Origin of the sequence: Vibrio wakamikoensis (assembly GCF_050337275.1) — a bacterium.
GTDB classification, from domain to species: Bacteria; Pseudomonadota; Gammaproteobacteria; order Enterobacterales; family Vibrionaceae; genus Vibrio; species Vibrio chaetopteri.
Genome location: NZ_JAKJST010000023.1, coordinates 1 through 25,755, shown reverse-complemented (window position 1 = coordinate 25,755; position 25,755 = coordinate 1). Strand labels below are relative to the sequence as shown.

Below are 25,755 nucleotides of genomic sequence, written 5' to 3'. Positions count from 1 at the left end.
GGATATCAGGGGGAAAGTAAATGGGTAATATGCAGTTTGGTGCCTAACTGGTAAGAAATTAGAGGGTGCCGGGCACCCTCTATATTCGCTTTGAAACTTAGCTTAGTGGCTTAGCCTTATTAATGCGTTTTATCCAGGTTCTTGAAGGATGAAGCTCATTGAGCACATCGACTGGCAGTGGCAGTGGGTCGCCACAAACCTCGGAAGCTAGCAGTTCGGCCAATAGTGGCGCTGAGCTGAGCCCACGTGAGCCAAGACCTAACATGCAGTAAAGTTCAGGGTGCTGAGCTAATTGAAGGAGCTGACTGCCTTGCTCATCGTAAGCATGGCTGAGCGCTTCAAAATTGGCCACTTGGCCGACAAACGGCAAATGATCTCGGCTGACCGTACGGATCCCTTGGCGCGATTGCTTGTCGCTGGTGTCGACCTCGTTCACCCAATCTACATTAGGTACGCACGCTTTCAGTTTGTCGCCATTTTCTTGCTGGGCTGTCGAATCAAAGTCGGTATTGATGTGCTTACGATCGTAACTGGCGCCTATACAGTGCGTCATGGTGTTTGGATTGTGAGGTGTCATATAGCCGTCGTAACACAAAACCGACTTAATCGCTTCGAGTGTTTTTGTGGTTGGAATGTGGCTGACTTGTCCTTTTACTGCGGTCAGATGCAGCGCTTTGGTTTGAGCAAGATGGCTAAACTCGTGACCATTGGCAATAATGACGGCATCAAAATTTGGGCTCACTGGCAAGTTAGAACCATTAACTTGCCAGTGACCGTTATCGACTTGCTCAATCGAATCAATTTCAGCGTTGAAATGCGCGCTAAGTTTGCCACTGTTTGCGTAGTGGCGAATAAGGCCTTGAGTTAACTCAGCCGGGCAAAGCCATCCCCCTAGCGGGTAATGAACGCTAGCGTGCGGCGAGGCTACGCCAATCGCTTGGCTGGTTTGCTTTGCATCGAGTTGATGAATGAGCTCGCTTGGGAAATTGCCTTCGAGCATACGTGTAAGCTTTTGCTCTGATTTCTCATCCCACATGAGCTGCGTGACACCGCACCAATCATGGTCAAAATCAAATTGGTTTGCCGCTTGTTCGGCGAATTGTCTCGCATATAAAAACGCGGGTGCGAAGACGCGTGACACGCCACGATGTTCGCCATTGAGGAGTGGGTAGACGGCGCCTTGTCGATTGCCAGACGCACCTTCTGCCGGTTGTGAATCTTTGCAAAACAGGCTGGTTTGAATGCCACGCTTCTCTAATGCGGCGATTAAGGTTGCGCTGGCAACACCACCACCGATGATGGCGACGTGTTGTGGACGCGGTTTTTCACTGCGATAGTAAAGAGGTTCATAGTTACTATAAGGCTGCTTTTGTGCGATGTGACCAACAATCATGTCGCGTTTGGTGCCAAAGCCTTTGGCTTTTTTCATCTCAAAGCCCGCTTCAATCAAACCGCGTCGGACAAATCCGGCAGCGGTGAACGTGGCGCAGGTGCAATCTTGTTTGGCAAGTTTCACCATGCCATTGAAGAGGTCTTGATTCCACATCTCTGGGTTTTTGCTAGGCGCGAAACCATCAAGGAACCAACAGTCGACAACGCCTTGTGATGGGGTTGGCACGCTTGGTAGGCAGTCTTTAATGTCACCAAACCAGAGATCGAGTGTGATGGCGCCATCAGCGAGCACAATTCGGTGGCATTCTGGCACGGCGATAGGGTAGTGGGCTTGCAGCTGCTTGGCATAGGTTGCCAGCTCCGGCCAAGATTCATGTGCTTTGATCAGATCTTGCTGAGATAATGGGTATTTTTCAAAGCTGATAAAGTGCAGCTCTTGCAACGCCGCGTTTGGGTTTTGTTGTCTGAATTGTTCAAACCACTGCCATACTGCGAGAAAGTTCAGTCCGGTGCCAAATCCTGTTTCCGCAATGACAAAACGCGGCTGCTCGAAATCGTGCCAACGCTCTGGAAGTCGGTTTTGCTTCAAGAATACGTAACGAGTTTCTTCTAAACCATTGACATTGGAGAAGTAAACATCGTCAAATTGATCGGATACCGGGGTGCCCGACTCATTCCAGTCGAGTTGCGCATGAGTGATGGAAGTCATAATTTTGACACTTATCTCGTGTTATACCCCTAGGTAGAAAGTTATCACAACTACATTTAGTGGGGCATCGATAGCATTTATTGATGCGAATTGTACGAATTTATGGGAAAGCTGACCACTTTTATCCTGTATCTTCGTTATCATTTAGCCGTTTATGAATTTATAGGAATGTCACATGAAACGAGTCGTAATTACCGGTATGGGTATTGTTTCGAGCATCGGTAACAACGTTGAAGAAGTTTTAGCGTCTCTTAAAGCAGGCCGTTCTGGTATTAACGCCTCTGAGCAATTCAAAGAGATGGGCCTTCGTTCTCAAGTTTGGGGTGATTTGAAAATTAACCCTGCTGAGCATATCGACCGTAAAAAAATGCGCTTCATGGGCGACGCAGCGGCGTACGCATATCTTTCAATGGAGCAAGCGATCGAAGACGCAGGTCTGACAGACGATCAAGTTTCAAATGACCGCACAGGTATCGTTGCAGGTTCTGGTGGTGCGTCTGCACTTAACCAAACACTTGCAGTGGATACACTACGCGCCAAAGGCGTGAAGCGTGTTGGTCCTTACATGGTACCTCGTACTATGTCATCAACTGTGTCAGCGTGTCTGGCAACACCATTTAAAATCCGTGGTGTGAACTACACAATGAGCTCAGCATGTGCAACGTCAGCTCACTGTATCGGTCACGCGATGGAGCTTATCCAACTTGGTAAGCAAGACATCGTATTTGCTGGTGGTGGTGAAGAGCTAGATTGGTCACAAACTATGATGTTTGATGCCATGGGTGCACTGTCTACTAAATACAACGAAACCCCAGAAAAAGCATCACGTACTTACGATGCGAACCGTGACGGTTTTGTTATCTCTGGTGGCGGCGGTATGGTTGTTGTTGAAGAACTCGAGCACGCTCTTGCACGTGGCGCAAAAATCTACGGTGAGGTTGTGGGTTACGGTGCAACATCAGACGGCTACGACATGGTAGCACCATCTGGTGAAGGCGCAGTGCGTTGTATGAAGATGGCAATGCAAGATGTTGAGGTGATTGATTACGTGAACACTCACGGCACATCTACGCCAGTAGGTGATGTTAAAGAGCTTGGCGCTATCCAAGAAGTCTTTGGCGGCAACAGTCCTGCTATCTCAGCAACGAAAGCAATGACTGGTCACGCGCTAGGTGCGGCAGGTGTACACGAAGCGATTTACTCAGCGCTGATGCTACACCATAGCTTTATTGCACCAAGCATCAACGTTGATGAGCTAGACGAAGCGGCAGAAGGCCTAGATATCGTCACTGAAACTCGTGAGCAAGAGCTAAACACGGTGATGTCTAACAGCTTTGGTTTCGGTGGCACGAACGCAACACTAGTACTGAAGAAGTACCAAGGTTAACCCTGGCTAATCAGTTCTATGATTTCCAGAGCTGACTGGTGAAAACCAGTCGCAGACGCAAGTTTTAATCCCTGGAGAGCGGGTTAAAATCCTTTTGTTCTGGATCTTGCCCAGCCAAATGGCTGGGCATTTTTGTACCTGAATTTTGCTATGCACTATCTTTCTTTCCCACCTACTCGACACATGCTGCTATATCTTGCACAATTCAGCCTATTGTAAGGACAACCCCTTTGGAACTTCCCATGAAGATTATTGTTGATGAGGCAATGCCTTATGCCGTTGAGCTGTTTAGCCAACTCGGAGAAGTGATCGCCAAACCTGGCCGCGAGTTAACGGCTGACGATCTTGTTGATGTTGATGCGCTTATGATTCGCTCGATCACTAAGGTTAATGAAGCGCTTTTAGAAAAGGCCAATAAGCTTAAATTCGTTGGCACCGCAACCGCGGGAATGGATCATGTTGACCAAGCGCTTCTAGAGCAGCGAGGTATTTTCTTTACTGCCGCTCCAGGTTGCAACAAAGTGGGCGTGGCCGAGTATGTTATCAGTAGTTTGATGGTTATTGCTCAGCAGCAAGGTTTCTCTATCTTTGATAAAACAGTGGGTATCATTGGTTGTGGCCAGGTAGGTAGCTACCTGCAAAAGTGCTTACAAGGCATTGGAATCAAGGTTCTACTTAATGACCCACTCAATGAGCAGCAAGGCGACCAAAGAGTCTTTACTGAGCTTGATACTCTGTTAGAGCAGGCAGATGTCGTCACTATGCACACGCCGATCACTCGAGAGGGTGAATATCCAACGCATCACTTAATCAACCAGGCGCGTCTTGATAATTTTCGTGCAGACCAAATTTTAATCAATGCTGCGCGTGGTCCTGTTGTAGATAACCAGGCACTCAAACAGCGCTTACTCAAGCAAGATGGATTTACTGCCGTTCTTGATGTATTTGAGTTTGAACCAGTGGTTGATTTTGAGCTACTACCTCTGTTAACGTTCGCGACCCCTCACATAGCGGGCTACGGTCTTGAAGGCAAAGCACGTGGTACGACCATGATCTTTAACAGCTACTGTGAGTTTTTGGGAGTATCTGAACGTGCAAACCCTGATGCACTTTTACCCGTTGCTCCAATCCCAGAATTGACGCTAGATCGTGCGTGGGATGAAGCAACGCTGCACAGTATGACGCAGATAATCTATGATGTACGCAAGGACGATGCGATTTTCCGCCGTGAAATTCACAGCGAAAATGGCTTCGATAAAATGCGTAAACTTTATTGGGATAGACGCGAGTATGGCGCTGTCCTTGTTAAGGGTGACGAGTCTTGTAATCTCGCTCCATTAGCAGAACTAGGATTTCAAATCGAGGTAACTAAATGAGCCAACAATTTAATATCGCTGTATTTGGAGCAACAGGTGCTGTAGGTGAAACTATGGTCGAAGTGCTACAAGAACGTGAGTTCCCGATGGGTGACATCTACCTACTTGCGAGTGAGCGCAGTGAAGGTAAGACTTATCGTATCAACGGTAAAACAGTGAAAGTTGAGAACGTAGAGAACTTCGATTGGTCACAAGTCCATATCGCACTGTTTTCTGCAGGCGGTGAGCAATCAGCAAAATGGGCGCCTATCGCGGCAGATGAAGGTGTGGTCGTAATCGATAACTCTTCGAACTTCCGCTACGACTACGACGTACCGCTTGTGGTACCGGAAGTGAACCCAGAAGCAATTGCTGAGTTTAGAAACCGCAACATTATTGCGAACCCTAACTGTTCAACAATTCAAATGCTGGTTGCGCTTAAACCGATTCACGATGCGGTTGGTATCGAGCGCATCAACGTAACCACCTACCAATCGGTTTCTGGTGCAGGTAAGAGCGGTGTTGATGAGCTGGCAGGTCAAACAGCAATGCTACTAAACGGCAAACCTGTTGAACCCAAAGCATTTAGCCAACAAATTGCGTTCAACTGTATTCCACAAATTGACCAGTTCATGGATAACGGCTACACCAAAGAAGAAATGAAAATGGTGTGGGAAACGCAAAAGATCTTCAACGATCCAAACCTAATGGTTAACCCAACCTGTGTTCGTGTGCCAGTATTCTATGGACATGCAGAAGCCGTGCATCTAGAAACGAGCGCGCCTATTTCTGCAGAGGAAGTGGTGCAATTACTAGAGCAAGCTGAAGGTGTTGAAGTCTTCCATGGTGAAGATATGCCAACTCAAGTTCGTGATGCGGGCGGCAAAGATCATGTGATGGTCGGTCGTATTCGCAATGATATAAGCCACCACAGTGGTGTGAACTTGTGGGTTGTAGCAGACAACGTCCGTAAAGGCGCAGCGACTAACGCGGTGCAAATTGCAGAAGTACTGATTCGCGACTACTTCTAATAGGTCGAACGCCCCTCTCTTGTTCTGCGCTGTCTGCGAGGCACTGAGTGGTGCTTTATGCACCATTGCTGTTACTTTTTAATCAAAGGCTCCTTTTTAGGGGCCTTTATACTGTTAACCAATGTGAAATTGGTACCGATATCATGCTTGAATCAAGTTTTTTAAAGGCTGACCTATAGTTTTGGAGCTAATATCCGATATAGTAACGAGATAATTTTTGTAATTTATATCGCAGACAGCTGAGCCTTCCATGCATCAAATTTTAAAGCCTTTGTTAGTGACGTTAGCACTAGCAGGAGCGACAACTTCTTTATCTATCAGCGCTGATACTATTCGATTAACCGGGCCTAACGGTGAGGTCATCTCGACTCCGCAATATTCGCAACCTGTTCGTCAACTTGCCAATCAAGAAAGCGGTGCACCTGCGCGCTACTATGGTCCTACTGCCCAAAATGAAACCTTGTGGTCGATTGCTTCACGTTTTAAGCCATCTGGTGCCAGTGTTCAGCAAACCATTTATGCATTCTATGAACTAAACCCAGGCCAATTCGAAAAGGGTAATATTCATCAGTTGTCGCCAGGCAGTGAACTTCGTATCCCATCTAGTGCGTTGATAAATCGTGTTGATCTGCAAGAAGCGCTAGCGGTTCTAGCTGCGCATCAGGCCAAACTAAACCAACCTGCATCTGTCGTTGCGTCTCCACGAGCGCCCATGCAGCCGAAACCTGAGCCACAAAAGCTTCAAGTCAAGCCAGAAGCAGTCACAACGCCAACTGCAGCAAAACCCGAGCCAGTTAAGCCAGTTGAAGCAACACCTAAAGCCGAATCGGAAGTGATTACCAAAGCGCCGGATGTTCCGAAAGCGCCTGATGTAACTGAAGCGTTACGAGAAGAACTTAGTCGCTCGGAAAGCGAACTTTTGTCTTTAGAAGAGCGAAATCACCAACTGAGGTTGATGCTTTCTGAAGTTCAACACGAAGTGGAAGAACTAAAAACGGAAGTGGATAACGAAGAGCGTATCCGTACTGAAGTCGAACGTCAGCTTAGTGAAGAAAAGCGTAAACAGGCTGAAATGGCTCGATTGGCGCCAAGCCAGCTCGATGTTTGGCTCTCTAAACCGTGGTTTGTTGCTCTGCTAGCATTTGTACCAGCGCTGCTTCTTGGCCTTTTGGTGATGGCAATATTACGCTCTCGTAAACGTCGAAATGATGAGCCAACTGCGCAGCTTAATGAGGCTCAAACTGAAAGCTCGGATAAACCGGCTATGGCCGCAGCAGCAGGTGCTGGTGCGGGAGTCGCCACTGCTGCGGTTGCCAGTGACGACGATGATGAGCTGTTCTCCGATGACCTATTAGCAGGCTTGGATGATGAAGCTGAAGAGAGTGATGTAAGCCAAGAAAATGATGAGAATGATGTGTTCGCCGACCTTGATGAGGCGGATTTTGATTTCAATCTAGATGATGAAGATGACCCATTTGCCAGCATTGATGACGATGGAGAGCTCGATATTGGCGTAGTCGACCTTGATACTAGCAACAACGGCATCAGTGTTAAAGATGGTGAGAAAGCGCTGGGCCTCGAGGAAATGGAACGTGCGCTCAACGACGTTGCAGTGCCAAGTGATGATGAAGAGTTGGATTTCAACCTTTCTGACGAAGATGGAGACGACAGCAATAATGTCGTTTCACAAGATGACTTAGATAGCCTGTTTGCAGACTTTAGCTTAGATACTCAAGGTGATACCGAGCAAGAAAGTAACGCACAGGTTGATGCTGAAGAGCTTCTGGAGGAAGACAGCGCGTTAAACCAAGCGCAAATGGACGAACTGCTCGCTGGCGACGACTTTGACCTCGATGAAGGCGATATCGATTTGGATGATCTTTCCGCCGACTCTCCATTGGCGTCTCTGGAACAAATCATTGCAGAGGAAAGTGACGCCGATGACGAGCCTCAATCTTCAGATAACTTGTCGGAGAGTGTAGATAACGACGATATTGACGATCTCTTTGCTCAGTTCTCGCAAATTGATGCGACTCCTGACGCTGTGCCTGAGCCTCAGGGTGAGTTAGATAATGGCGATGTCGACTTGCTTGACGACATGCTTACCGGTGACTTTGAGCTCTCGGATCTGGATGACTCAGACTTAACTCTTGATGAAGTACTGTCAGAAGAGTCTGCGTCGGTAGATGAAGATGAGGATGTGCAGCTTCTTGCTGATGAAGAAACGGAGCTGGATGAGAATAGCACTGAGTTATTAGATGAAGTGCTATTTGAGAGCAGCCTATCAGATGCTAAAGATGACACTGTTGAAGATGACTTCGACCTGGATCCATTTGGCTCTGATGATCTACTTGGATCAGACATTAGCGATGAAGAAATGGATGCGTTGTTTGCTGCCAACGTGCCAGAGCCTATGTCCCACCAAGACCCAAGCTCTGAGCAGCTACCACAAGACTCATTGAGTGATGACGTCGAGTTAGCAGCAGAGTTGGATGATGAAGGCACTACAGAGTCACTGTCATTGGAAGATGAGCAGCTTGGTGCCAATGAGCTTGATCTCACTGAGGCGTCAGTCGCCGAGGCTGAGCTTCATCAAGGTGATGAGCCAATGGTTGACGCTGCCGATGTCGATCCGCCTAGAGCCGACTTGTCAGCAGATGAGCGTACTGAAGAAGCTTTTGACGCTAATACTGAATCGGACGTGTTTGATGAGGAAGTAGAGAGCACTCTAGCGCAACAAATCTCCCATCAAGCAGACGACTCTTTAGCTCAAGAGTCTATAGCCTCTGAGTCAACTTCAACCGATCACGAATCGTTTGAGCAACTTGAAACATCGGAAACTGATGATGCTTTTGAAGTATCGTCACAAGATTCAAACGTTAGCTCAATAGCCGATGATAGTGCAGAGCCAGAAGCCGTTGAATCGCCAGAGCTCACTCCTCAGGTTGCTTCTGATACGGACTTTGACTTTGCACCAGAAATTGAGAGCGGTAGCAACCTTTCTCACCATGAAGATGACAGTGAGCAGTCTCGAAAAGAACTGGACGCATTGGTAGCCAATGAATTTGGGTTACCTCAAGATGATGATTGGGTGGAGGAAGAGCCTCAACAAGATCCGCTTGCTAACACGGCGCAAGAGGACGATGCAGATTTCCTCGCTAATGCCCTGCAAAGTGAATACGGCGAAGAACAAGCGTTTGCCGATGCAGAGGGTGACTCAGATGATGAGCCAGTGCCTGAAGACTCTTCTGATGCAGAATTGGCTTTCAGTGACGATGAGCTGCCAGAGTATAGCGAAGATGACGCGTTTGCTGATGCCAATCTCAGCAAAGAAGAGGTATTGCCAGAACCTGCGTCTGAGCCACTAGACTCCTTTACAGAACAAGAACCACAAAGTGATGCTGCGAGTGAGCTTGAGACGGACTCATTCTCTGAACCTGTCGCAGAACTAGATGCCGACAGTTTGGTTGAGAATGCTGCTGAGAGTGATGACCATGAGCTCGGAGATGTTGCTAGTGATGAAGTCGCCGACCTACAAGTGCCAGAACAGGCAGAAGCAGAACAGCAAGTAGCAGAAAACCCAGTTAGTGAGCCATCATTAGCATCCAAACAAGACGCATTTGATGATTTTGAGTTCCCAGAATTTACAGAGCAAGACGCCTTGCTTGATATGGATGAAAGTGAGCCTCTGACAGCTGAGAGCCCGGATGTGCAGCAAGCGGATAATCATGACTTTGAGGATGATTTCTCGCTTGAATCACTCCCAGAATATGATGAGCAACAAGCAGCTGTGGATCTCGAACCAGAGGATCAACCTTTGGCGTCTGCACCAGAAATGGTGGGTGAAACGCTAGATCATTCGGAAATTGATGCACTTGCAGATGCGTTTAGCATGGTCGATATGTCAGCGATTGAACAAGAAGGCAATCTCGACGAACTTTTGCAAGACAGTGAAGGGGCGACATTCTCAAACATCTCACCTGTGGATCAAACGACAGCGGACAGCGCTGGTCTTGATATCGATGCCATGTTGCAAGAGACAGCAGGGTCTGAGGCTGGTGAAGACTGGAATGGCTTTACCCTTACCGATGAGCAGAGAGCTGCCATTAACCATGACATTCCAGATGAAGAGCAAGCGATTTGGAGTGGCAACGATGTAGGAGCTCTTGCGAAAGCGTCCGATGAAGATTGGTCTTCACAAGATCCTGTCGCTGATTTTGATGCTCAAGAAAAGCAATTTATGACGATTGATGAGCTCATGGCTCAAGTCGATGACGGAGAGACGTCTGAGCAAGAAGAGGAAGAACTTAAGCTCGATGTTGGGTTAGATGAATTCCCAGATGTCATTGGACCGATTTCTGAGGTCGATGTAGACTCAGATTCTGAGGCTGCAGGTAATCTTGATATGGCGAAAATCTACATTGAGATGAATGATTTCGAAGGCGCGGTAAAGCTACTCGAAAAAGTCTTGCTAGAAGGCTCAGGACAAGTTGAGCAAGAGGCGAAACGGTTACTTAGTAAGCTCTCTGAGCATCAGTAAAATCCAAAAAAACGGTGGCTTGCCACCGTTTTTCTTTTTTGGGTAAACCTAGATTCGACGATATTCAAAAACTGAGTGTCGCCATTAGGTCAGGTTTTGGTTATGACCTTTCGTCGATGACTAGTAATTAATGACCGAGCTTTCACAGGCTGTGGCTTTATACCAAGTAGAGTTGCGTATATACTTTGCCCCCTTTGACAAATCACAGATGCAGAGTTAACTATGAAAGTTGCATTAGGTATTGAATATAACGGTGAAAAATACTTTGGCTGGCAAAGACAGCGCGAAGTTACCAGTGTTCAAGAAAAACTGGAAAAGGCGCTATCTATTGTTGCCAACGAACCGATCGAGGTTCAGTGTGCAGGGCGTACTGACGCCGGTGTACACGGTACAGGGCAAGTGGTGCACTTTGAGACATCTGCGATACGTAAGCCTGTTGCTTGGACGATGGGCGTTAATGCAAACCTACCCAAAGACATAGCGGTGCGCTGGGCAAAAGAAGTTCCAGAAGCGTTCCATGCGCGCTTTTCTGCAACCGCTCGTCGCTATCGTTATGTGATCTTCAATCACGATTTACGTCCTGGAATTTTATCTTCTGGTATCAGTCATTATCATGGCAACTTGGATGTAGAAAAAATGCATCAAGCAGGGCAGTACCTACTTGGTGAAAATGATTTCACGTCCTTTCGTGCAGTGCAGTGTCAATCTCGTAGCCCTTGGCGCAATATCATGCACTTAAACGTGACTCGCCACGGGCCTTACGTGGTGATTGATATTAAAGCGAACGCCTTTGTTCATCATATGGTGCGAAACATTACCGGTAGCTTGATTGTGGTCGGTAGAGGTGAGCAGCCACCTGAGTGGATAGAGTGGTTACTGGCGCAAAAAGATCGCAAATTGGCTGGCGCTACGGCGAAAGCTGACGGTCTGTATTTGGTCGACGTCGATTATCCAGATGAGTACCAGCTCCCAGAAATGCCAATTGGTCCGCTATTTTTGCCGAATGATTTGAACTCTGGTTGGTAACTAGGCTCCAAACAGTGAAAAGTTACCGTGATCAGGAGTTATGGCTTGGTCACAAGGATAGGTACAACCAGTTTTTTATCTACAGTTTGGCTGTAATATGGTTTAATCCCACGGCATTAATTAGAATTTCACACTTTCGCCATTTTGGCGGGGGTAACAAGAGAAAAGGTCTTCCATGAGTTGGCTTGAAAAGATTTTAGAAAAAAGCAACATCGTTAGCTCGCGCAAAGCATCTATCCCAGAAGGTATCTGGACTAAATGTACATCATGTGAGCAAGTACTTTATCACGCAGAACTAGAGCGTAACCTTGAGGTTTGCCCTAAGTGTAATCACCACATGCGAATGAAAGCACGTCGTCGTCTAGAAACGTTCTTAGACGAAGGTAACCGTGTTGAACTCGCGACTGAGTTTGAGCCTCAAGACAAGCTTAAGTTCAAAGATTCAAAGCGTTACAAAGAGCGCCTTTCTGCAGCACAGAAAAACAGTGGTGAGAAAGATGCCTTGGTTGTTATGCAAGGTGAATTGCTTGGTCAGCCAGTGGTAGCGTGTGCATTTGAGTTCTCATTTATGGGTGGCTCAATGGGCTCTGTTGTTGGTGCTCGCTTTGTACGCGCAGTCGAAGCTGCAATGGAAAACAATTGCGGTCTTGTTTGTTTCTCAGCAAGTGGCGGCGCACGTATGCAAGAAGCGCTAATGTCGCTAATGCAGATGGCAAAAACCAGTGCTGCACTTGAGCGTCTGTCTAAAAAAGGGCTTCCATTTGTTTCTGTAATGACTGACCCAACCATGGGCGGCGTTTCAGCAAGTCTTGCTATGCTGGGTGACATCAATATCGGTGAGCCAAAAGCGCTTATCGGTTTTGCTGGCCGTCGTGTTATCGAGCAGACAGTACGTGAAGACCTTCCTGAAGGCTTCCAACGCAGTGAGTTCCTACTTGAGCATGGTGCGATTGATATGATTGTTGATCGCCGTGAAATGCGTCAGCGCGTAGGTAGTCTGCTTGCGAAAATGACTAACCAAGCGTCACCGCTTGTGGTTTCTGTGGAAGATTCTCCACAAGAACCTGCATATGAAGTACCAGAAGCGGACGAAAAAGGGTAAAGTACTCACTAAGTTATCAAACGTTAAGATATTGACGGCTAAATGAGTTCACAATCCATTCCACAAGCCACATCGACACTACAGATGTGGCTTGATTACTTAACCAGTATTCATACCAGTGCCATTGATCTTGGCCTAGACCGAGTGTCCGTCGTGGCACAAAAAGGTCAACTTACCAAACCAGCCCCAACCGTTATCACCGTTGCCGGTACCAATGGCAAGGGGTCGACTTGTGCATTAATGGAAGCCATCTTATTAGATGCGGGCTACTCTGTTGGTGTCTACAGTTCTCCCCACCTAATTCGTTACAATGAACGTGTACGTATCAACGGCCAAGAACTGCCTGACGAGTCACACACCCAAGCTTTCGACTATATCGAAAAGCTGCGTGGTGATGTCAGCCTGAGCTTTTTCGAGTACGCGACATTAGCGGCTCTTAAGCAGTTCCAACAGCACAAGGTGGAAGTTGTGCTGCTTGAAGTTGGTCTAGGCGGTAGGCTGGATGCGACGAACGTGGTTGATCATGATGTGTCGGTGATTACCAGCCTTGCAGTGGATCACGTCGACTGGCTGGGTGATGACATCAACGTTATCGGTTTTGAAAAAGCGGGCATTTATCGTTCCGGAAAGCCGGCTATTTGTGGTCAGCCGAAACCGCCTGCAACAGTACCTGCTCATGCCGATGACATTGGTGCAGAGTTCTATCAAACGGGTATTCAGTTCGACTATAAGCAAACCTCAGACACGACTTGGAGCTGGCACCACGGCACCTTCGCGCTAGAAGATTTACCTATGCCAGTTCTTCCGCTGATGAATGCCAACACAGCGCTGATGGCGCTGGGTGCTGCCAATTTGGACATTACCGACCTAAACATTGTTAACGGTCTTAAAGACGCTCGTCTGGCCGGACGAATGCAGGTAATCGCAGGCACGCCAACCACCATTCTCGATGTCGCGCACAACCCTCACTCAGCAGAGTATTTAGTCACTCAGCTTAATCGCTTGTATCCCAACACTCGATTTAAAGTGGTGATGGGTATGTTGCATGATAAAGATATCGCCGAAACTATCCGAGTTTTGAATCCTCTGACAGAGCATTGGTATCCTGCATCATTGAGTGGTCCAAGAGCTGCATCTGCGGACGAGCTATGTGCTCATCTTGATTCCAACCAAACTCTGACTCGCTATGATTCGCCTGTGGCGGCATTTGAAGCGGCGAAATCAGATGCGAAACAAGACGATCTGATTTTGGTCGTGGGTTCATTCCATACGGTTGGTGAGGTGTTGGAGCACTGCGGCGGTAAAACCGCAGAGTAAAATCGAATCTAGGAGAAATCATGGCGAGTAAATTCCAAAGCCGCTTAGTGGGCACCATCGTACTGGTGGCAGTCGGGGTGATTATCCTGCCAGACCTGCTTGACGGTAAGAAGCTTCACTACAAAGAAGAATTTGCCAGCATTCCACTTAAGCCAGAAATTAACGCTGACGTGGAATCGTTTGAAGTGTTGGAGCCAGAAGAGGACATTTCGGTACTTCCAGAAGCGCCTGTACAGGCTACTGTCGGCGAAGAGATCATTCAAGAGCCTGAAGCGGATATTGTCAATGTGTCAGCGCAAGAGGTACCAGAGCGTAACGATTACGCTGATAGTGCTTGGATTATTCAGCTGATGGCACTGAAAAATGCCGATAATGCTGCGGCACTTGTGAAAGATCTGCAGAAGCGCGGTTATCAAGCTCACGTGAAGCAAGAAGAGGCCTTTACTCGCGTGATTATCGGTCCAGATGTTTCAAAAAGTAAATTAGAGAAGCAGTTGATTGAATTAGAGGAAATTACCGGCTCTAGAGGTCAACTGCTCAAATTTAAGCCACTAAATCCATAAGAAAACGTTTGCGTCGCTCATTTTTCTGTTAAAATGCGCGCCAACTTGAGATGAAGAATTCATGAATTGGTTAGATTTTGTCATTTTGGGTGTGATTGGGCTATCGGCCTTGATCAGTTTAGTTCGCGGTTTTGCCAAAGAGGCAATGTCGCTTTTGATATGGTTTGGCGCGTTTTTTATCGCCAGTCAGTACTACGCAAAATTAGCGGTGTACTTTTCTAATATCGAAGACGACATGTTTCGTAATGGCGCCGCTATCGCTGCCTTGTTTGTTGCGACCTTGATTGTCGGAGCTCTCATTAACTATGTCATAGGGCAGTTGGTTCAGAAAACGGGACTCTCGGGTACAGACAGAGTACTTGGTATCGTATTTGGCGGTTTGCGCGGTGTGCTTATCGTCTCAGCGGTACTGTTCTTTGTTGATACCTTTACCACGCTGAATAACAGCGAGTGGTGGGAAACCTCAGAACTGGTTCCACACTTTAAATTGGTCATTGAGCCGTTTTTTGAACACATCGAAGCAACTTCTAGTTTCTTGTCTGGCGCTTAGCGGCGTCAGCTAATGTCGCAAATCGAGGATTAGGACATGTGTGGTATTGTTGGAATCGTTGGCTCAACGCCTGTGAATCAGTCTATCTATGACGCTTTGACCGTTTTACAGCATCGTGGCCAAGATGCCGCTGGTATTGTTACCATAGAAAGCAATCGTTTTCGTCTGCGTAAGGCGAATGGTCTAGTTAAAGACGTTTTTGAAGCGAAGCACATGCAGCGCCTTCAAGGTAACGTAGGTATTGGACATGTTCGTTACCCTACCGCTGGTAGCTCTAGCGCTTCTGAAGCACAACCGTTCTACGTAAACTCTCCGTTTGGTATTACCCTGGCACACAACGGTAACCTCACCAACGCACACGAAGTTCGTGAAAAGTTGTTCGAAAAAGACCGTCGTCACGTAAACACGACATCGGACTCTGAAGTTCTGCTTAACGTTCTTGCTCACGAAATTGATACCGTAAAAGGCAACGTGACGTCGGATGACGTTTTCCGCGCAGTGACTAATGTTCACCGTGCCATTAAAGGTGCTTATGCGGTTGCGGCGATGATCATCGGTCACGGTATGATTGCATTCCGCGATCCAAACGGTATCCGTCCTCTATGTTTAGGTAAGCGTGAAGTTGAAGGTAAAACCGAATACATGGTCGCGTCTGAGTCGGTTGCTCTGGATGCAGTAGGCTTTGATTTTGTCCGTGACGTTGCGCCAGGTGAAGCGATTTACGCCACATTTGATGGTGAGCTATTCACCCGTCAATGTGCAGACAATCCTAAACTAAACCCATGTATCTTTGAGTTTGTTTACTTTGCTCGTCCGGATTCATTTATCGATAAAATCTCGGTATACAGCGCGCGCGTTGAAATGGGTAAGAAGCTTGGTGAGCGCATCAAAGATGAGTTTGCTGACCTTGATATCGATGTTGTTATCCCAATCCCTGAGACTTCATGCGATATCGCACTGCAAATCGCTCAAGCGATTGATAAACCATACCGTCAAGGCTTCGTTAAGAACCGCTACGTCGGTCGTACCTTCATCATGCCTGGTCAACAGCAGCGTAAGAAATCAGTGCGCCGTAAACTCAATGCTATCCGTTCTGAGTTTAAAGGTAAGAACGTACTGTTAGTCGATGATTCTATCGTTCGTGGCACAACATCAGAACAGATCATTGAGATGGCTCGTGACTCTGGTGCTAACAAAGTGTACATGGTCTCGGCTGCGCCAGAAGTTCGTTTCCCGAACGTATACGGTATCGATATGCCAAGTGCTAATGAGCTTATTGCTCACGGCCGTGATAATGATGCAATCTGTAAGCAAATAGGTGCCGATGCGCTAATCTACCAAACGGTTCCAGATCTTTTGGAAGCGGTAGGCCTAGGTAACCCAGATGTTAAGCAGTTCGAAGCCTCAGTATTTAATGGTGAATACGTGACGGGTGATATCGATCAGTCGTACTTGGATTACGTTGACTCATTGCGTAACGATGATACAAAAGTCCAGCGCGATATTCAGCAAGATTTAGCTAACTTAGAGCTTCATAACGAAGGCATCTAAGACGCTCTTATCTAAAAGAAGCACAAAAAAACCAGAGCCTTGGCTCTGGTTTTTTATTGTCTAGCGATTATGGTCTAGAAACTTAGTGAAGAGAGTAATCGATGACGAAATCGATAAACAAACGCACTTTTTCGGGTAAATGATCTTTGTGGTTGTAGAGCATGTAGATGTCACGCGGGTTGGAGCTCCACTCTGGCAAAATTCGCACCAAATCACCGTTGTCGATGTGCTCTTGAATCATCACATCTGGCATCAAGGTAATACCCAGTCCAGCGGAGCAGGCACGACGCACTACATTGAGGCTGTTAGCTTCAAATCGAGCTTTAGTATTGTTGATGATGGACTCGCCACTGACGTTCTTAAGTTGCCATTTAATCAGTGGTGCACCTTTGAGTAGTCGATGAGATGAGAGCTCTTCAGCGTGCTTAGGCTCGCCATATTTGGCTAAGTACTCAGGCGTTGCGATTAAGACATCTTTGACTGTGCTGAGTTTGCGAGCGATGAGGCTAGAGTCGCGCTGCGGTCCAACGCGGAAAATGACATCCCACTCAGTCGGGTCAAGTTGATCTGCGTGATTGCTCATGGTCAAATCAAGGCTGATGTCTGGGTACTGAGCCATAAAGTCATTGAACATAGGCATCATCAAACGCTTAGTGAGGTTCGATGGTGAGGAAATCTTCAGTTTACCCGATGCCCCTTTACACTCGTCGGCAATTTCTTCTGACGCAGAGGTTAGTCGTTGCAGTAAAGGTGAGCACTCATTGTAAAAGCGTTCGCCCGCTTCAGTCAGTGACAGTTTTCGCGCATGACGATTGAGCAAGCGAAGGTTCAACGAATCCTCTAGTGCCTGAATGCGTCGAGTGATTGTTGCAACAGGTATCATGGTCTTACGAGAAGTTGCTGTATAACTCCCATTTTCCACAACAAGTCGGAACAGATTTAGATCATCGAGTTTCATATATTCAACTATTTGTAATTATTGGTTTTTAATATAGTCCAAAACTTGGAAAAGCCACCGGGTTTTCAGTCAGACCCTCTCAAGAAATTTCGCGTATTTAGATATTAAGTACGGGGAAATCAGCGAATTGGACACTTTTATAGCAAAACCGAGAACACAAGATAATGCCACAATTGGGGGCATTTGTATAAAAGTGGATTTCTGCCTACAGTTAAAGTACTCAGGAACGGAGTATGTCCTGTTTTCAATAGTCAATGAATTGCATCATTGTAGCGTTTCCTTACGATACGACGTTTGATGTAAACCAAAAATAATAACAATTACACGCTCAATGGAATTTGTGAGGCGTAGTCTTATGTCTAAAACTGACAGTCAAGTTGCTGTGGCTATCGAGCAGCAACACAGTGCTAGGGTGATGGTCGTTGACGATGACCCAGTATTTAGAAGTGTAACCAGAAAGTTCCTGGAAGCGATTGGTCACCAAGTTGTTGAGGCTGGAGATGGCCTCGAAGCCCTCAAAATGCTAGGTGAGGTTCAGCCTGATCTTGTTCTTTGCGACTTAGCTATGCCGCTTTTGACAGGCATGGAGTTCACCGAAGAGGTGAGAGTGGAGTATCCGTCACTGCCAGTGATCGTGATTTCCGCTACAGGGGATATGGGCGATGTAGCCAAAGCGCTGAGAATGGGAGTGAAAGATTTTCTAACCAAACCGCTCAGCGATTATCGCTATCTCGCTGAAGCTATAGAGGTTGTACTAGAAGAGAGCTCAAGTACTGCCGAGCAATCCGACTTTGTCAGCCGTTGGTTCCGGTTGGACGAGGATGGCAGTGATAGTGAGCAGCAGGAACAAGAGCTTCATTGGCACTTGGATTACTTACAGCAAAATCCAAATGCAGCAAGAGAGTTACTTACAGCGCTGCTTCCGGAGAAAGACTCATCGCTGGGAGCTTGGCGTAGTAGCTATCGCTTGCTGCAGTCCACGACCAGTTTGCCATTGGTGTTTGATTACAGTTGGTTGATGAGTGGGCAGCTCGCTTTCTATTTAGTCGATGCCGATTCCGCCGACCAAGGAGGCGTGGCAAGTACCTTGCTGGTTCGGACTTTGTTTGATGATTATGTACGTCGCTTACAGCATAACTCCATTGATTTGAAAGGTTTGGCACGTAATTTAGAAAAAGGCATGGCATGCGCCAGAGGAGCCAGTACTGTAGAAGCCTTGTTTGGCACCATCGATCTTGCTGAAGGCTCGGTGTCTATATTGCCAGCGGGTCTAGGTTGTCGATGGGATAACGGCCAGGCACAGTTTAACATCGCAGGAGGGCGACGATTGGGCGATAATTGCTTGAGTAATTTCATGACCAAAGATCTCGCGCTTCAAGAATCGGGTAAGTTGACGATGAGTCGAGTTGGATCCAGCAGCTTTAGTTGGGATATTGGTTTGATGGTGTAATCGCTCGTTTTAAGGGGCAACAATACCCCTACAATTACTCGGTTTTTGACGGGTTGTAATTGAGTTATAGTAAAAATGTTAACGCTTCGGGAGGCAATTGCCTCCCTTTTTCGTACACGTTTTAGCCCAGTTCAAGAGCTGAATTTTAGCCCAATCTAAGAGCAAGAGTCATGTCAGATCAAGAATTCAAAGAACCTTACAACATTTTTTACTTTCTAGGCTTTATCGCCGCATTGCTAATCCCAACACTTCCCGCTACTCTGACTTGGATCAGAGTAATGAACGGATACGCAGGTTTTTGACCATAAAAAATTTGACCACTGTAAAGCGCTTAATGTGGAACACAGTGGGTACTATTTCTGTAGTTTTGGGTGTGGTTGGAATAGCCCTTCCTCTATTGCCAACGACCCCCTTTCTCCTTTTGGCTAGTGCGTGTTTTTTTCGTGGTAGTCCTGCCTTCCATCAATGGCTGCAATCGCATCCCAAATTAGGCCCTATCATCACCGATTGGGAACAAGATCGCTGCGTAACGAAAACTGTTAAGCGCCGAGGTGCAATGCTTATTGTTGCTAGCTTCTCAATATCTATCTTTGTCGTTAAACCGCTTTGGTTAAAACTTATGCTGTTGACGGTGTTTGTGGTCACTTTTGTCTTCTTTTTGCGGATTCCTGTGAAACCGCCCGTTGCTGAACACCACGAAAATCACTAACATTAGAAGGTTGTGTGCCCACTTTAAATGTGGGCGTTTTACTTAATACCTTACAGAATGAACGTATCTAGCTTGTTGTTGCCATTTTTCGGCGGTGACATGCCAAGACCCGTACTCTGAACGACAGGCACCCAAAGACCTTTCCAGAGATCAATACTATGACTATCGACAAAATTTCCCTTATTAAAGCAAGCATCAAAAGTATTCCAGATTACCCAAAACCAGGGATCCTGTTCCGTGATGTAACCAGTCTGATGGAAGATGCAGCAGCCTACAAAGCGACAATTGAGCTATTGGTAGAGAAGTACAAAGACCAAGGCTTTACTAAAATTGTTGGTACAGAAGCTCGCGGCTTTCTGTTTGGTGCGCCACTAGCACTTGAACTAGGGTTAGGTTTTGTTCCTGTTCGCAAGCCAGGTAAATTGCCTCGCGAAACTGTGGCGCAGTCATATGAGCTAGAGTACGGCATGGACACACTAGAAATTCATACAGATGCTATTGTTGAAGGTGACAAAGTGTTGATGGTAGACGATCTACTGGCAACCGGCGGCACAATCGAAGCAACAACAAAACTTATTCGCCAATTAGGTGGTGAAGTTGCACACGCTGCTTTTGTTATCAACTTACCAGAAATTGGTGGTGACAAACGTCTTGAAGCGCTGGGTATCGACGTATACAGTCTGTGTGAATTTGAAGGCCACTAATTAGGACGCCTCATGAGTTATCTCGCGTTAGCCAGAAAATGGCGACCAAAGAAGTTTTCTGAAGTAGTAGGACAGACTCATGTCCTGACTGCTCTTGAGAATGCGCTAGACCAGAACCGACTTCATCACGCTTACCTGTTTAGCGGCACGCGTGGTGTGGGTAAGACGACGATTGGTCGTTTGTTTGCCAAAGGTTTGAACTGTGAAACTGGCATTACGGCAACGCCTTGTGGTGAATGTTCGAGCTGTAAAGAGATCGATGAAGGTCGCAGCGTTGATTTATTAGAAATCGATGCCGCATCTCGCACTAAGGTAGAAGATACTCGTGAATTACTGGACAACGTTCAGTACAAGCCAGCACGCTCCCGTTTCAAGGTTTACTTAATTGACGAAGTGCATATGCTGTCTCGTCATAGCTTTAACGCGCTTTTGAAAACGCTTGAAGAGCCACCAGAGTACGTGAAGTTCCTTCTGGCGACGACGGATCCTCAGAAACTGCCGATGACCATTTTGTCACGCTGTCTGCAGTTCCATCTAAAGCCGATTACCGTTGATAACATTCACCAACAGCTAGAGCATGTGCTGAGCCATGAACAAGTTGAGCAGGAGCACAGAGCCTTGTCGCTGCTTGCTCATGCCGCTGATGGCAGTATGCGTGATGCGTTGAGTCTGACCGATCAAGCCATTGCGCTTGGTAATGGCCATGTTACTACAGAAGTGGTGAGCCAAATGCTCGGCACTTTGGACACCGCACAAGCTCTGCAACTGCTTGACTCAATTGTCACAGGCGATGCACAGCAAGTGATGGCGACGTTATCAGTTCTAGCCGACAACGGCGTTGATTGGGACATTCTGCTTTCTGAGTTAGCGACACAGCTGCATCGTATCGCTATGGCTCAAGCACTACCAACCAGTGTGGATGGAGAAGTCGCTGACGGAGACAAAGTTCGTCATCTTGCGACAGTGTTGCCTGCCACAGATGTGCAGCTTTACTACCAGATTGCCCTTAAAGGCCGCCAAGATCTGCCATTCTCACCGTCGCAGCGTGTTGCGGTGGAAATGACCTTGCTAAGAATGCTGGCCTTTAGACCCGTGACTGAATTGCAAGCGAGTGAAATAACCGCAGCGACCTTGTCTTCAAAAGAAGAATCTTCAAAAGCAGTGTCTTCAAAACACGTGCCGTCACAACCAATGCAGCCACAATCTGTGCAACCTGCTACGAATGTCAATCTGGCGCCACCTCAGACTGCACCGGTAGAAACCATGTCGACACCACCAATGTCACATACTCAAAGCGCGCCACAGTATGCGGGTTCTATTCCTCAGTATGATGAAGGGCCTGAGCCGTACATTGATACCTCGCAAATGAGTTCTTCTCAGCCGCCAAGTGCACCGCAAGGGTATCCACAGCAATCATCGCCTGTGGCTCATCCCTCGCAGAATCAGCCAGTACCACCGCAAGGGCAATCAGCAAGCGCGCCAGCACCAAGTGGTGGTTCGCAAAATACCAGTGCTCGTCCTGCTGCAGGTGGTCTACGTCATCAGCTTCGCTCTCGTAGACAGGCTGGTGGGCAGAATCCGCAAAGCTCAGGAGCGACTCCTGCAAAAAAGCCTAAAGCGTCATCTGAACCAAGCTCCGTACTAGAGCGAGTTGCAATGCGTACTCAGGGTCGTGTCCAAAGCTCGGCTCCGGTGTCAGATGTCGCAGCGCCACAAGTGCAACAACCGACTTCGAGTGAGCCCTATCAGTGGCGACCTTCGAATAATGCAACTTTGCAAAAGAGTGAGCCGACGATTAAACCGTCGACGCTAAAGAAAGCACTTGAGCACGAGAAAACGCCTGAGATGGCAAAGCGTTTGACCGAAGAGGCTGCTGTCCAAGATAAGTGGGCGGAGATGATTGAGAAGCTGGAAGTAGGTAAGTTAGTTCAGCAACTCGCACTCAACTCAGTTTACGCTATCGATGGTACTTCGATTCAGCTTGGATTAAGACCCACCCACGCGCACTTGAACTCGGATAAAAACCAATCCGAACTACTTGCTGGGTTAAATGTCTTACTACAACAAGAGTGTCATTTGTCCATTGAGATCTCTGAGCAAGGCATAACGCCGCTTGAGCTTCGTGAGAATTTGTATCAGCAAAAACTCTCGGATGCAGCGCAAAGCCTACAAACGGATCCCAATGTGCAGTTCATGTTGACGCGTTTTTCCGCGCAGCTGGACGAAGAAAGCATTCGACCGTTATAAGTCGCTTGGCGACGTGATTTGTACTCAATGGGTACAGGGATTGTCGGTGAGCAGGGGTTGCATTTGATGAATGAGACCCCATGTTATTAATTGAAACATGAATAAACCGAGAGAAACCTATGTTTGGTAAAGGTGGTATGGGCAACCTGATGAAGCAAGCCCAGCAAATGCAAGACCGCATGCAAAAGCTTCAAGAAGAAATCGCGAACATGGAAGTAACTGGCGAGTCTGGTGCTGGCCTTGTTAAGGTGACTATCACTGGTAGCCACAGCACACGTCGTGTTGAAATTGACGAAAGTCTAATGGAAGACGACAAAGAGATGCTAGAAGACTTGATTGCAGCAGCATTCAACGACGCAGCTCGTCGTGTTGAGGAAACTCAAAAGGAAAAAATGGCGTCAGTAACGGGTGGTATGCAACTTCCACCTGGCATGAAAATGCCGTTCTAATTGGAAGATTAGAGACGTAATTAATGCGAACTAGCCATATGCTGGAGCATTTGATGGAGGCCTTGCGATGCTTACCTGGGGTTGGTCCCAAGTCTGCACAACGCATGGCCTTTCATTTGTTACAGCGTGACCGAAAAGGTGGCTTACAGTTGGCGGACGCACTCTCAAGTGCCATGACTGAAATCGGTCACTGCCAGCAATGTAGAACCTTTACTGAAGAAGAAGTTTGCCATATTTGCAGTAACCCAAAACGCAAAGAAAATGGTCAAATGTGTGTTGTAGAAAGCCCTGCGGATATCGCAGCAGTGGAAGCAACCGGACAGTTTTCTGGTCGTTACTTTGTTCTGATGGGGCACTTGTCGCCATTAGACGGTATTGGACCAAGCGATATTGGATTAGATGTATTGGATTACCGTTTACGACAGGGTGATATTGGAGAAGTGATTCTTGCAACTAACCCGACAGTAGAAGGTGAAGCCACTGCACACTACATTGCAGAGCTTTGTCATGAACACCAAGTGTCAGCTAGCCGCATCGCTCATGGCGTTCCGGTAGGTGGTGAGCTTGAACTTGTTGATGGCACAACCCTGTCGCACTCTCTTATGGGACGACAAAAGATCTAAGCAATTCAAAAGATCTAAGCAATTGTGCAAACGACTCTATATAAAAAGGCGCGAATTATCGCGCCTTTTCTGTATCGGTTATCTAGGTAACCTTAATCTGTTGTTGATTCTGTATGCCGGTCTATTCACTGTTATTACTGATAAGTGAGCGATAGATCCAGGCACCTATGATGGCCCCTATGATAGGCGCGACCCAAAATAGCCAAAGCTGGGCAACTGCCCAATCCCCAACATACAGCGCAACACCGGTACTTCTTGCTGGGTTAACAGAGGTATTGGTGACCGGAATACTAATGAGGTGGATAAGGGTTAAACAAAGACCAATGGCAATCGGAGCGAAACCTTGTGGTGCTCTACTGTCGGTCGCCCCCATAATGACCAGCAGGAACATGGCTGTCATCACTACTTCGGTGACCAGTGCTGAGGTGAGAGAGTATTGTCCTGGAGAGTGTGCGCCATAGCCATTGGAAGCAAAACCTGAGCTTACCGCATCAAAGCCGGCTTGCCCGGAAGCGATAACATAAAGCACGCCGCCAGCCAAAACGCCACCAATAACTTGAGCCACGATGTACGGCACTAGCTCTTTCGTTTCGAAACGCCCGCCAGCCCATAAACCAATACTCACTGCGGGATTTAGGTGGCAACCAGAAATGTGTCCGATGGCAAAGGCCATGGTTAAGACGGTTAAACCGAAGGCGAAGGATACGCCGAGTAAGCCAATACCAACATCGGGGAAGGCTGCAGCTAATACTGCACTGCCACAGCCGCCAAGTACTAACCAAAATGTGCCAAACAACTCTGCCAAATACTTGTTCATTTCAGATACCTTGTGCATGGGAGGTTTATCTGACAATAGTCTATTTGGTGAAAATCGCGAATCTCGGATGGAAATTAGCTTTAAAACAACGGATAAAAACGGTTATGTGAGCCTTTCGAGCTCAAAGATATTGTCCATAGCGGCACGATCACTGTCACCACAGACGTCTGGACAAGCTTTGAAACTCAGACAAACTTTAGGGCGCTCGGGTTTTCCAAACAGTTTGCAAAGGTTGTTGTCATCAAGTTGAACGCAGCGCTCGCCGCTTGGCTTGCCTTTTGGCATGCCTGGAATAGCAGAAGAAATACTTGGGGCGATACAACACGCACCGCAGCCTAATCGACAATCCATCTTAACACCCTCGATAATGAAGGCGGCGAGTTTACCAGATGCGCTAGAATTGTACATATGTGAATCATGCATCAATGCTTGCAGTTTTTAGCCTCTAGAGGTATAAAACGCCTCCAATGATGAAAAGGGTAACACGAATGAGCAATGCGTTTTGGGAAACCACGCCACTTGAAGAAATGAGCGAATCACAATGGGAATCTCTATGTGACGGTTGCGGTAAATGTTGCCTGCATAAACTCATGGATGAAGATAGCGATGAAGTCTACTACACCAACGTAGCTTGCAGTTGGCTCAACAGCAAAACGTGCTCGTGCAAAGACTACCCGAATCGTTTTGAATCAGGCGAAGAGTGCTTGAAGCTAACACGCGATAAAATTAGCGAGTTCAATTGGTTACCAGAAACTTGCTCTTACCGTTTGCTTTCAGAAGGTAAATCGATCCCAGAGTGGCATCCTCTAATTACTGGCTCCAAGTCAGCGATGCACGCAGCAGGCGAAAGTGTTCGCAACAAAGTCGTGTATGAAATTGATGTTGTTGATTGGGAAGACCACATCCTCAATCACCCTTCACGCTAATTACAGGCGGTAAGGCTTCATCCAATAAAAAAGCAGGCTGAGACAGCCTAATGCCGATCAGTTAACAACTAAATGATCGGTTGAACGATCCATTCAAAGTGTCAAAATCCGAGTGTATTCAATGCACTCGGATTTTTTTTATGTTTTTAAGACAGGCTCTTAACCAAGTTCATCAATTCTCTGCAGAGCAACTTTCGGGTTTATCTGATCTGCTTTCTCCAGAACTCATTTCCCAGTGTTTGGAAGATACAGGAATTACGACTATTCGCAGACGAAGGTTACCAATGGAAATGATGGTTTGGAGTGTTGTTGGGATGTCTCTGTATCGCCATTTGTCCATGGAGAAGAG

General features: G+C 47.1%; 22 protein-coding genes. 18 read left to right on the top strand and 4 right to left on the bottom strand.

Going from position 1 to position 25,755, the window contains the following annotated elements; translation table 11 throughout:
- Positions 1-97 precede the first annotated feature (97 nt).
- A complete protein-coding gene (gene mnmC, locus L4C42_RS13905) occupies positions 98-2,101 on the bottom strand; it encodes a bifunctional tRNA (5-methylaminomethyl-2-thiouridine)(34)-methyltransferase MnmC2/FAD-dependent 5-carboxymethylaminomethyl-2-thiouridine(34) oxidoreductase MnmC1 (protein ID WP_353498284.1) in 2,004 nt (667 codons plus the stop codon).
- Between the two features lie 175 nt (positions 2,102-2,276).
- Here mnmC and fabB point away from each other — a divergent pair, with 175 nt between their 5' ends.
- From fabB to purF, 10 genes are all read left to right on the top strand, one after another.
- On the top strand, positions 2,277-3,488 hold the full coding sequence (gene fabB, locus L4C42_RS13900) for a beta-ketoacyl-ACP synthase I (RefSeq protein WP_353498285.1): 1,212 nt from the start codon (positions 2,277-2,279) through the stop codon (positions 3,486-3,488).
- A 242-nt stretch (positions 3,489-3,730) separates the two neighbouring features.
- Positions 3,731-4,864: a 4-phosphoerythronate dehydrogenase gene (locus tag L4C42_RS13895; protein ID WP_353498286.1), complete on the top strand. Its 1,134-nt coding sequence runs from the start codon at positions 3,731-3,733 to the stop codon at positions 4,862-4,864.
- Positions 4,861-5,874 (top strand): aspartate-semialdehyde dehydrogenase, encoded by a 1,014-nt coding sequence (locus tag L4C42_RS13890; protein WP_353498287.1) that lies wholly within the window; start codon positions 4,861-4,863, stop codon positions 5,872-5,874. The genes L4C42_RS13895 and L4C42_RS13890 overlap by 4 nt, the downstream gene beginning before the upstream one ends.
- 250 nt (positions 5,875-6,124) lie before the next feature.
- Positions 6,125-10,414 (top strand): FimV/HubP family polar landmark protein, encoded by a 4,290-nt coding sequence (locus L4C42_RS13885; protein ID WP_353498288.1) that lies wholly within the window; start codon positions 6,125-6,127, stop codon positions 10,412-10,414.
- Between the two features lie 222 nt (positions 10,415-10,636).
- Positions 10,637-11,440, top strand: coding sequence for a tRNA pseudouridine(38-40) synthase TruA (gene truA / locus L4C42_RS13880; protein ID WP_353498289.1), 804 nt, complete (start codon positions 10,637-10,639; stop codon positions 11,438-11,440).
- Between the two features lie 175 nt (positions 11,441-11,615).
- A complete protein-coding gene (accD, locus tag L4C42_RS13875) occupies positions 11,616-12,542 on the top strand; it encodes an acetyl-CoA carboxylase, carboxyltransferase subunit beta (protein WP_353498290.1) in 927 nt (308 codons plus the stop codon).
- 42 nt (positions 12,543-12,584) lie between these two features.
- On the top strand, positions 12,585-13,859 hold the full coding sequence (gene folC, locus L4C42_RS13870; RefSeq protein ID WP_353498291.1) for a bifunctional tetrahydrofolate synthase/dihydrofolate synthase: 1,275 nt from the start codon (positions 12,585-12,587) through the stop codon (positions 13,857-13,859).
- A gap of 20 nt (positions 13,860-13,879) precedes the next feature.
- Positions 13,880-14,422, top strand: a complete 543-nt coding sequence (locus tag L4C42_RS13865; RefSeq protein WP_353498292.1) for an SPOR domain-containing protein — start codon at positions 13,880-13,882, stop codon at positions 14,420-14,422.
- A gap of 61 nt (positions 14,423-14,483) precedes the next feature.
- Positions 14,484-14,972 carry a CvpA family protein gene (locus L4C42_RS13860; protein ID WP_353498293.1) on the top strand — a complete coding sequence of 163 codons (489 nt, stop codon included), beginning with the start codon at positions 14,484-14,486 and terminating at the stop codon, positions 14,970-14,972.
- Positions 14,973-15,008: 36 nt separating this feature from the next.
- Entirely contained in the window at positions 15,009-16,523 is a 1,515-nt protein-coding gene (gene purF, locus L4C42_RS13855; RefSeq protein ID WP_353498294.1) for an amidophosphoribosyltransferase, read from the top strand.
- Positions 16,524-16,605: 82 nt separating this feature from the next.
- Here purF and L4C42_RS13850 read toward each other — a convergent pair whose 3' ends face one another.
- The gene (locus L4C42_RS13850; RefSeq protein WP_353498295.1) at positions 16,606-17,481 is read right to left on the bottom strand and encodes a LysR family transcriptional regulator; all 876 of its coding nucleotides are present in this window, start codon (positions 17,479-17,481) and stop codon (positions 16,606-16,608) included.
- 355 nt (positions 17,482-17,836) lie between these two features.
- On the opposite strand from L4C42_RS13850, the gene L4C42_RS13845 reads away from it, so the two are divergent.
- The 6 genes from L4C42_RS13845 (at position 17,837) to recR (ending at position 23,663) form a co-directional block, all read left to right on the top strand.
- A complete protein-coding gene (locus L4C42_RS13845) occupies positions 17,837-18,931 on the top strand; it encodes a response regulator (RefSeq protein ID WP_353498296.1) in 1,095 nt (364 codons plus the stop codon).
- A 334-nt stretch (positions 18,932-19,265) separates the two neighbouring features.
- Positions 19,266-19,640, top strand: a complete 375-nt coding sequence (locus tag L4C42_RS13840; RefSeq protein ID WP_353498297.1) for a YbaN family protein — start codon at positions 19,266-19,268, stop codon at positions 19,638-19,640.
- Between the two features lie 158 nt (positions 19,641-19,798).
- Positions 19,799-20,344, top strand: a complete 546-nt coding sequence (gene apt, locus L4C42_RS13835; protein WP_042499230.1) for an adenine phosphoribosyltransferase — start codon at positions 19,799-19,801, stop codon at positions 20,342-20,344.
- A gap of 12 nt (positions 20,345-20,356) precedes the next feature.
- Positions 20,357-22,591, top strand: a complete 2,235-nt coding sequence (gene dnaX / locus L4C42_RS13830) for a DNA polymerase III subunit gamma/tau (RefSeq protein ID WP_429760884.1) — start codon at positions 20,357-20,359, stop codon at positions 22,589-22,591.
- A gap of 119 nt (positions 22,592-22,710) precedes the next feature.
- Positions 22,711-23,040 carry a YbaB/EbfC family nucleoid-associated protein gene (locus tag L4C42_RS13825; RefSeq protein ID WP_042474318.1) on the top strand — a complete coding sequence of 110 codons (330 nt, stop codon included), beginning with the start codon at positions 22,711-22,713 and terminating at the stop codon, positions 23,038-23,040.
- 23 nt (positions 23,041-23,063) lie between these two features.
- Positions 23,064-23,663, top strand: coding sequence for a recombination mediator RecR (gene recR / locus L4C42_RS13820; protein WP_353498299.1), 600 nt, complete (start codon positions 23,064-23,066; stop codon positions 23,661-23,663).
- 121 nt (positions 23,664-23,784) lie between these two features.
- On the opposite strand, the gene aqpZ is transcribed toward recR, so the two are convergent.
- Positions 23,785-24,498 carry an aquaporin Z gene (gene aqpZ, locus L4C42_RS13815; RefSeq protein ID WP_353498300.1) on the bottom strand — a complete coding sequence of 238 codons (714 nt, stop codon included), beginning with the start codon at positions 24,496-24,498 and terminating at the stop codon, positions 23,785-23,787.
- Positions 24,499-24,582: 84 nt separating this feature from the next.
- On the bottom strand, positions 24,583-24,831 hold the full coding sequence (locus L4C42_RS13810) for a YkgJ family cysteine cluster protein (RefSeq protein WP_353498670.1): 249 nt from the start codon (positions 24,829-24,831) through the stop codon (positions 24,583-24,585).
- 137 nt (positions 24,832-24,968) lie between these two features.
- On the opposite strand from L4C42_RS13810, the gene L4C42_RS13805 reads away from it, so the two are divergent.
- Positions 24,969-25,406, top strand: a complete 438-nt coding sequence (locus tag L4C42_RS13805; RefSeq protein WP_353498301.1) for a YcgN family cysteine cluster protein — start codon at positions 24,969-24,971, stop codon at positions 25,404-25,406.
- 140 nt (positions 25,407-25,546) lie between these two features.
- On the top strand, positions 25,547-25,755 hold a 209-nt coding region (locus L4C42_RS13800), incomplete at its 3' end, for a transposase domain-containing protein (RefSeq protein WP_429760881.1).

Bases quoted from the DNA above. Each gene is read 5' to 3' on its own strand.
- mnmC (WP_353498284.1), bottom strand. From the start codon at position 2,101: ATGACTTCCATCACTCATGCGCAACTCGACTGGAATGAGTCGGGCACC.
- fabB (WP_353498285.1), top strand. From the start codon at position 2,277: ATGAAACGAGTCGTAATTACCGGTATGGGTATTGTTTCGAGCATCGGT.
- L4C42_RS13895 (WP_353498286.1), top strand. From the start codon at position 3,731: ATGAAGATTATTGTTGATGAGGCAATGCCTTATGCCGTTGAGCTGTTT.
- L4C42_RS13890 (WP_353498287.1), top strand. From the start codon at position 4,861: ATGAGCCAACAATTTAATATCGCTGTATTTGGAGCAACAGGTGCTGTA.
- L4C42_RS13885 (WP_353498288.1), top strand. From the start codon at position 6,125: ATGCATCAAATTTTAAAGCCTTTGTTAGTGACGTTAGCACTAGCAGGA.
- truA (WP_353498289.1), top strand. From the start codon at position 10,637: ATGAAAGTTGCATTAGGTATTGAATATAACGGTGAAAAATACTTTGGC.
- accD (WP_353498290.1), top strand. From the start codon at position 11,616: ATGAGTTGGCTTGAAAAGATTTTAGAAAAAAGCAACATCGTTAGCTCG.
- folC (WP_353498291.1), top strand. From the start codon at position 12,585: ATGAGTTCACAATCCATTCCACAAGCCACATCGACACTACAGATGTGG.
- L4C42_RS13865 (WP_353498292.1), top strand. From the start codon at position 13,880: ATGGCGAGTAAATTCCAAAGCCGCTTAGTGGGCACCATCGTACTGGTG.
- L4C42_RS13860 (WP_353498293.1), top strand. From the start codon at position 14,484: ATGAATTGGTTAGATTTTGTCATTTTGGGTGTGATTGGGCTATCGGCC.
- purF (WP_353498294.1), top strand. From the start codon at position 15,009: ATGTGTGGTATTGTTGGAATCGTTGGCTCAACGCCTGTGAATCAGTCT.
- L4C42_RS13850 (WP_353498295.1), bottom strand. From the start codon at position 17,481: ATGAAACTCGATGATCTAAATCTGTTCCGACTTGTTGTGGAAAATGGG.
- L4C42_RS13845 (WP_353498296.1), top strand. From the start codon at position 17,837: ATGTCTAAAACTGACAGTCAAGTTGCTGTGGCTATCGAGCAGCAACAC.
- L4C42_RS13840 (WP_353498297.1), top strand. From the start codon at position 19,266: ATGTGGAACACAGTGGGTACTATTTCTGTAGTTTTGGGTGTGGTTGGA.
- apt (WP_042499230.1), top strand. From the start codon at position 19,799: ATGACTATCGACAAAATTTCCCTTATTAAAGCAAGCATCAAAAGTATT.
- dnaX (WP_429760884.1), top strand. From the start codon at position 20,357: ATGAGTTATCTCGCGTTAGCCAGAAAATGGCGACCAAAGAAGTTTTCT.
- L4C42_RS13825 (WP_042474318.1), top strand. From the start codon at position 22,711: ATGTTTGGTAAAGGTGGTATGGGCAACCTGATGAAGCAAGCCCAGCAA.
- recR (WP_353498299.1), top strand. From the start codon at position 23,064: ATGCGAACTAGCCATATGCTGGAGCATTTGATGGAGGCCTTGCGATGC.
- aqpZ (WP_353498300.1), bottom strand. From the start codon at position 24,498: ATGCACAAGGTATCTGAAATGAACAAGTATTTGGCAGAGTTGTTTGGC.
- L4C42_RS13810 (WP_353498670.1), bottom strand. From the start codon at position 24,831: ATGGATTGTCGATTAGGCTGCGGTGCGTGTTGTATCGCCCCAAGTATT.
- L4C42_RS13805 (WP_353498301.1), top strand. From the start codon at position 24,969: ATGAGCAATGCGTTTTGGGAAACCACGCCACTTGAAGAAATGAGCGAA.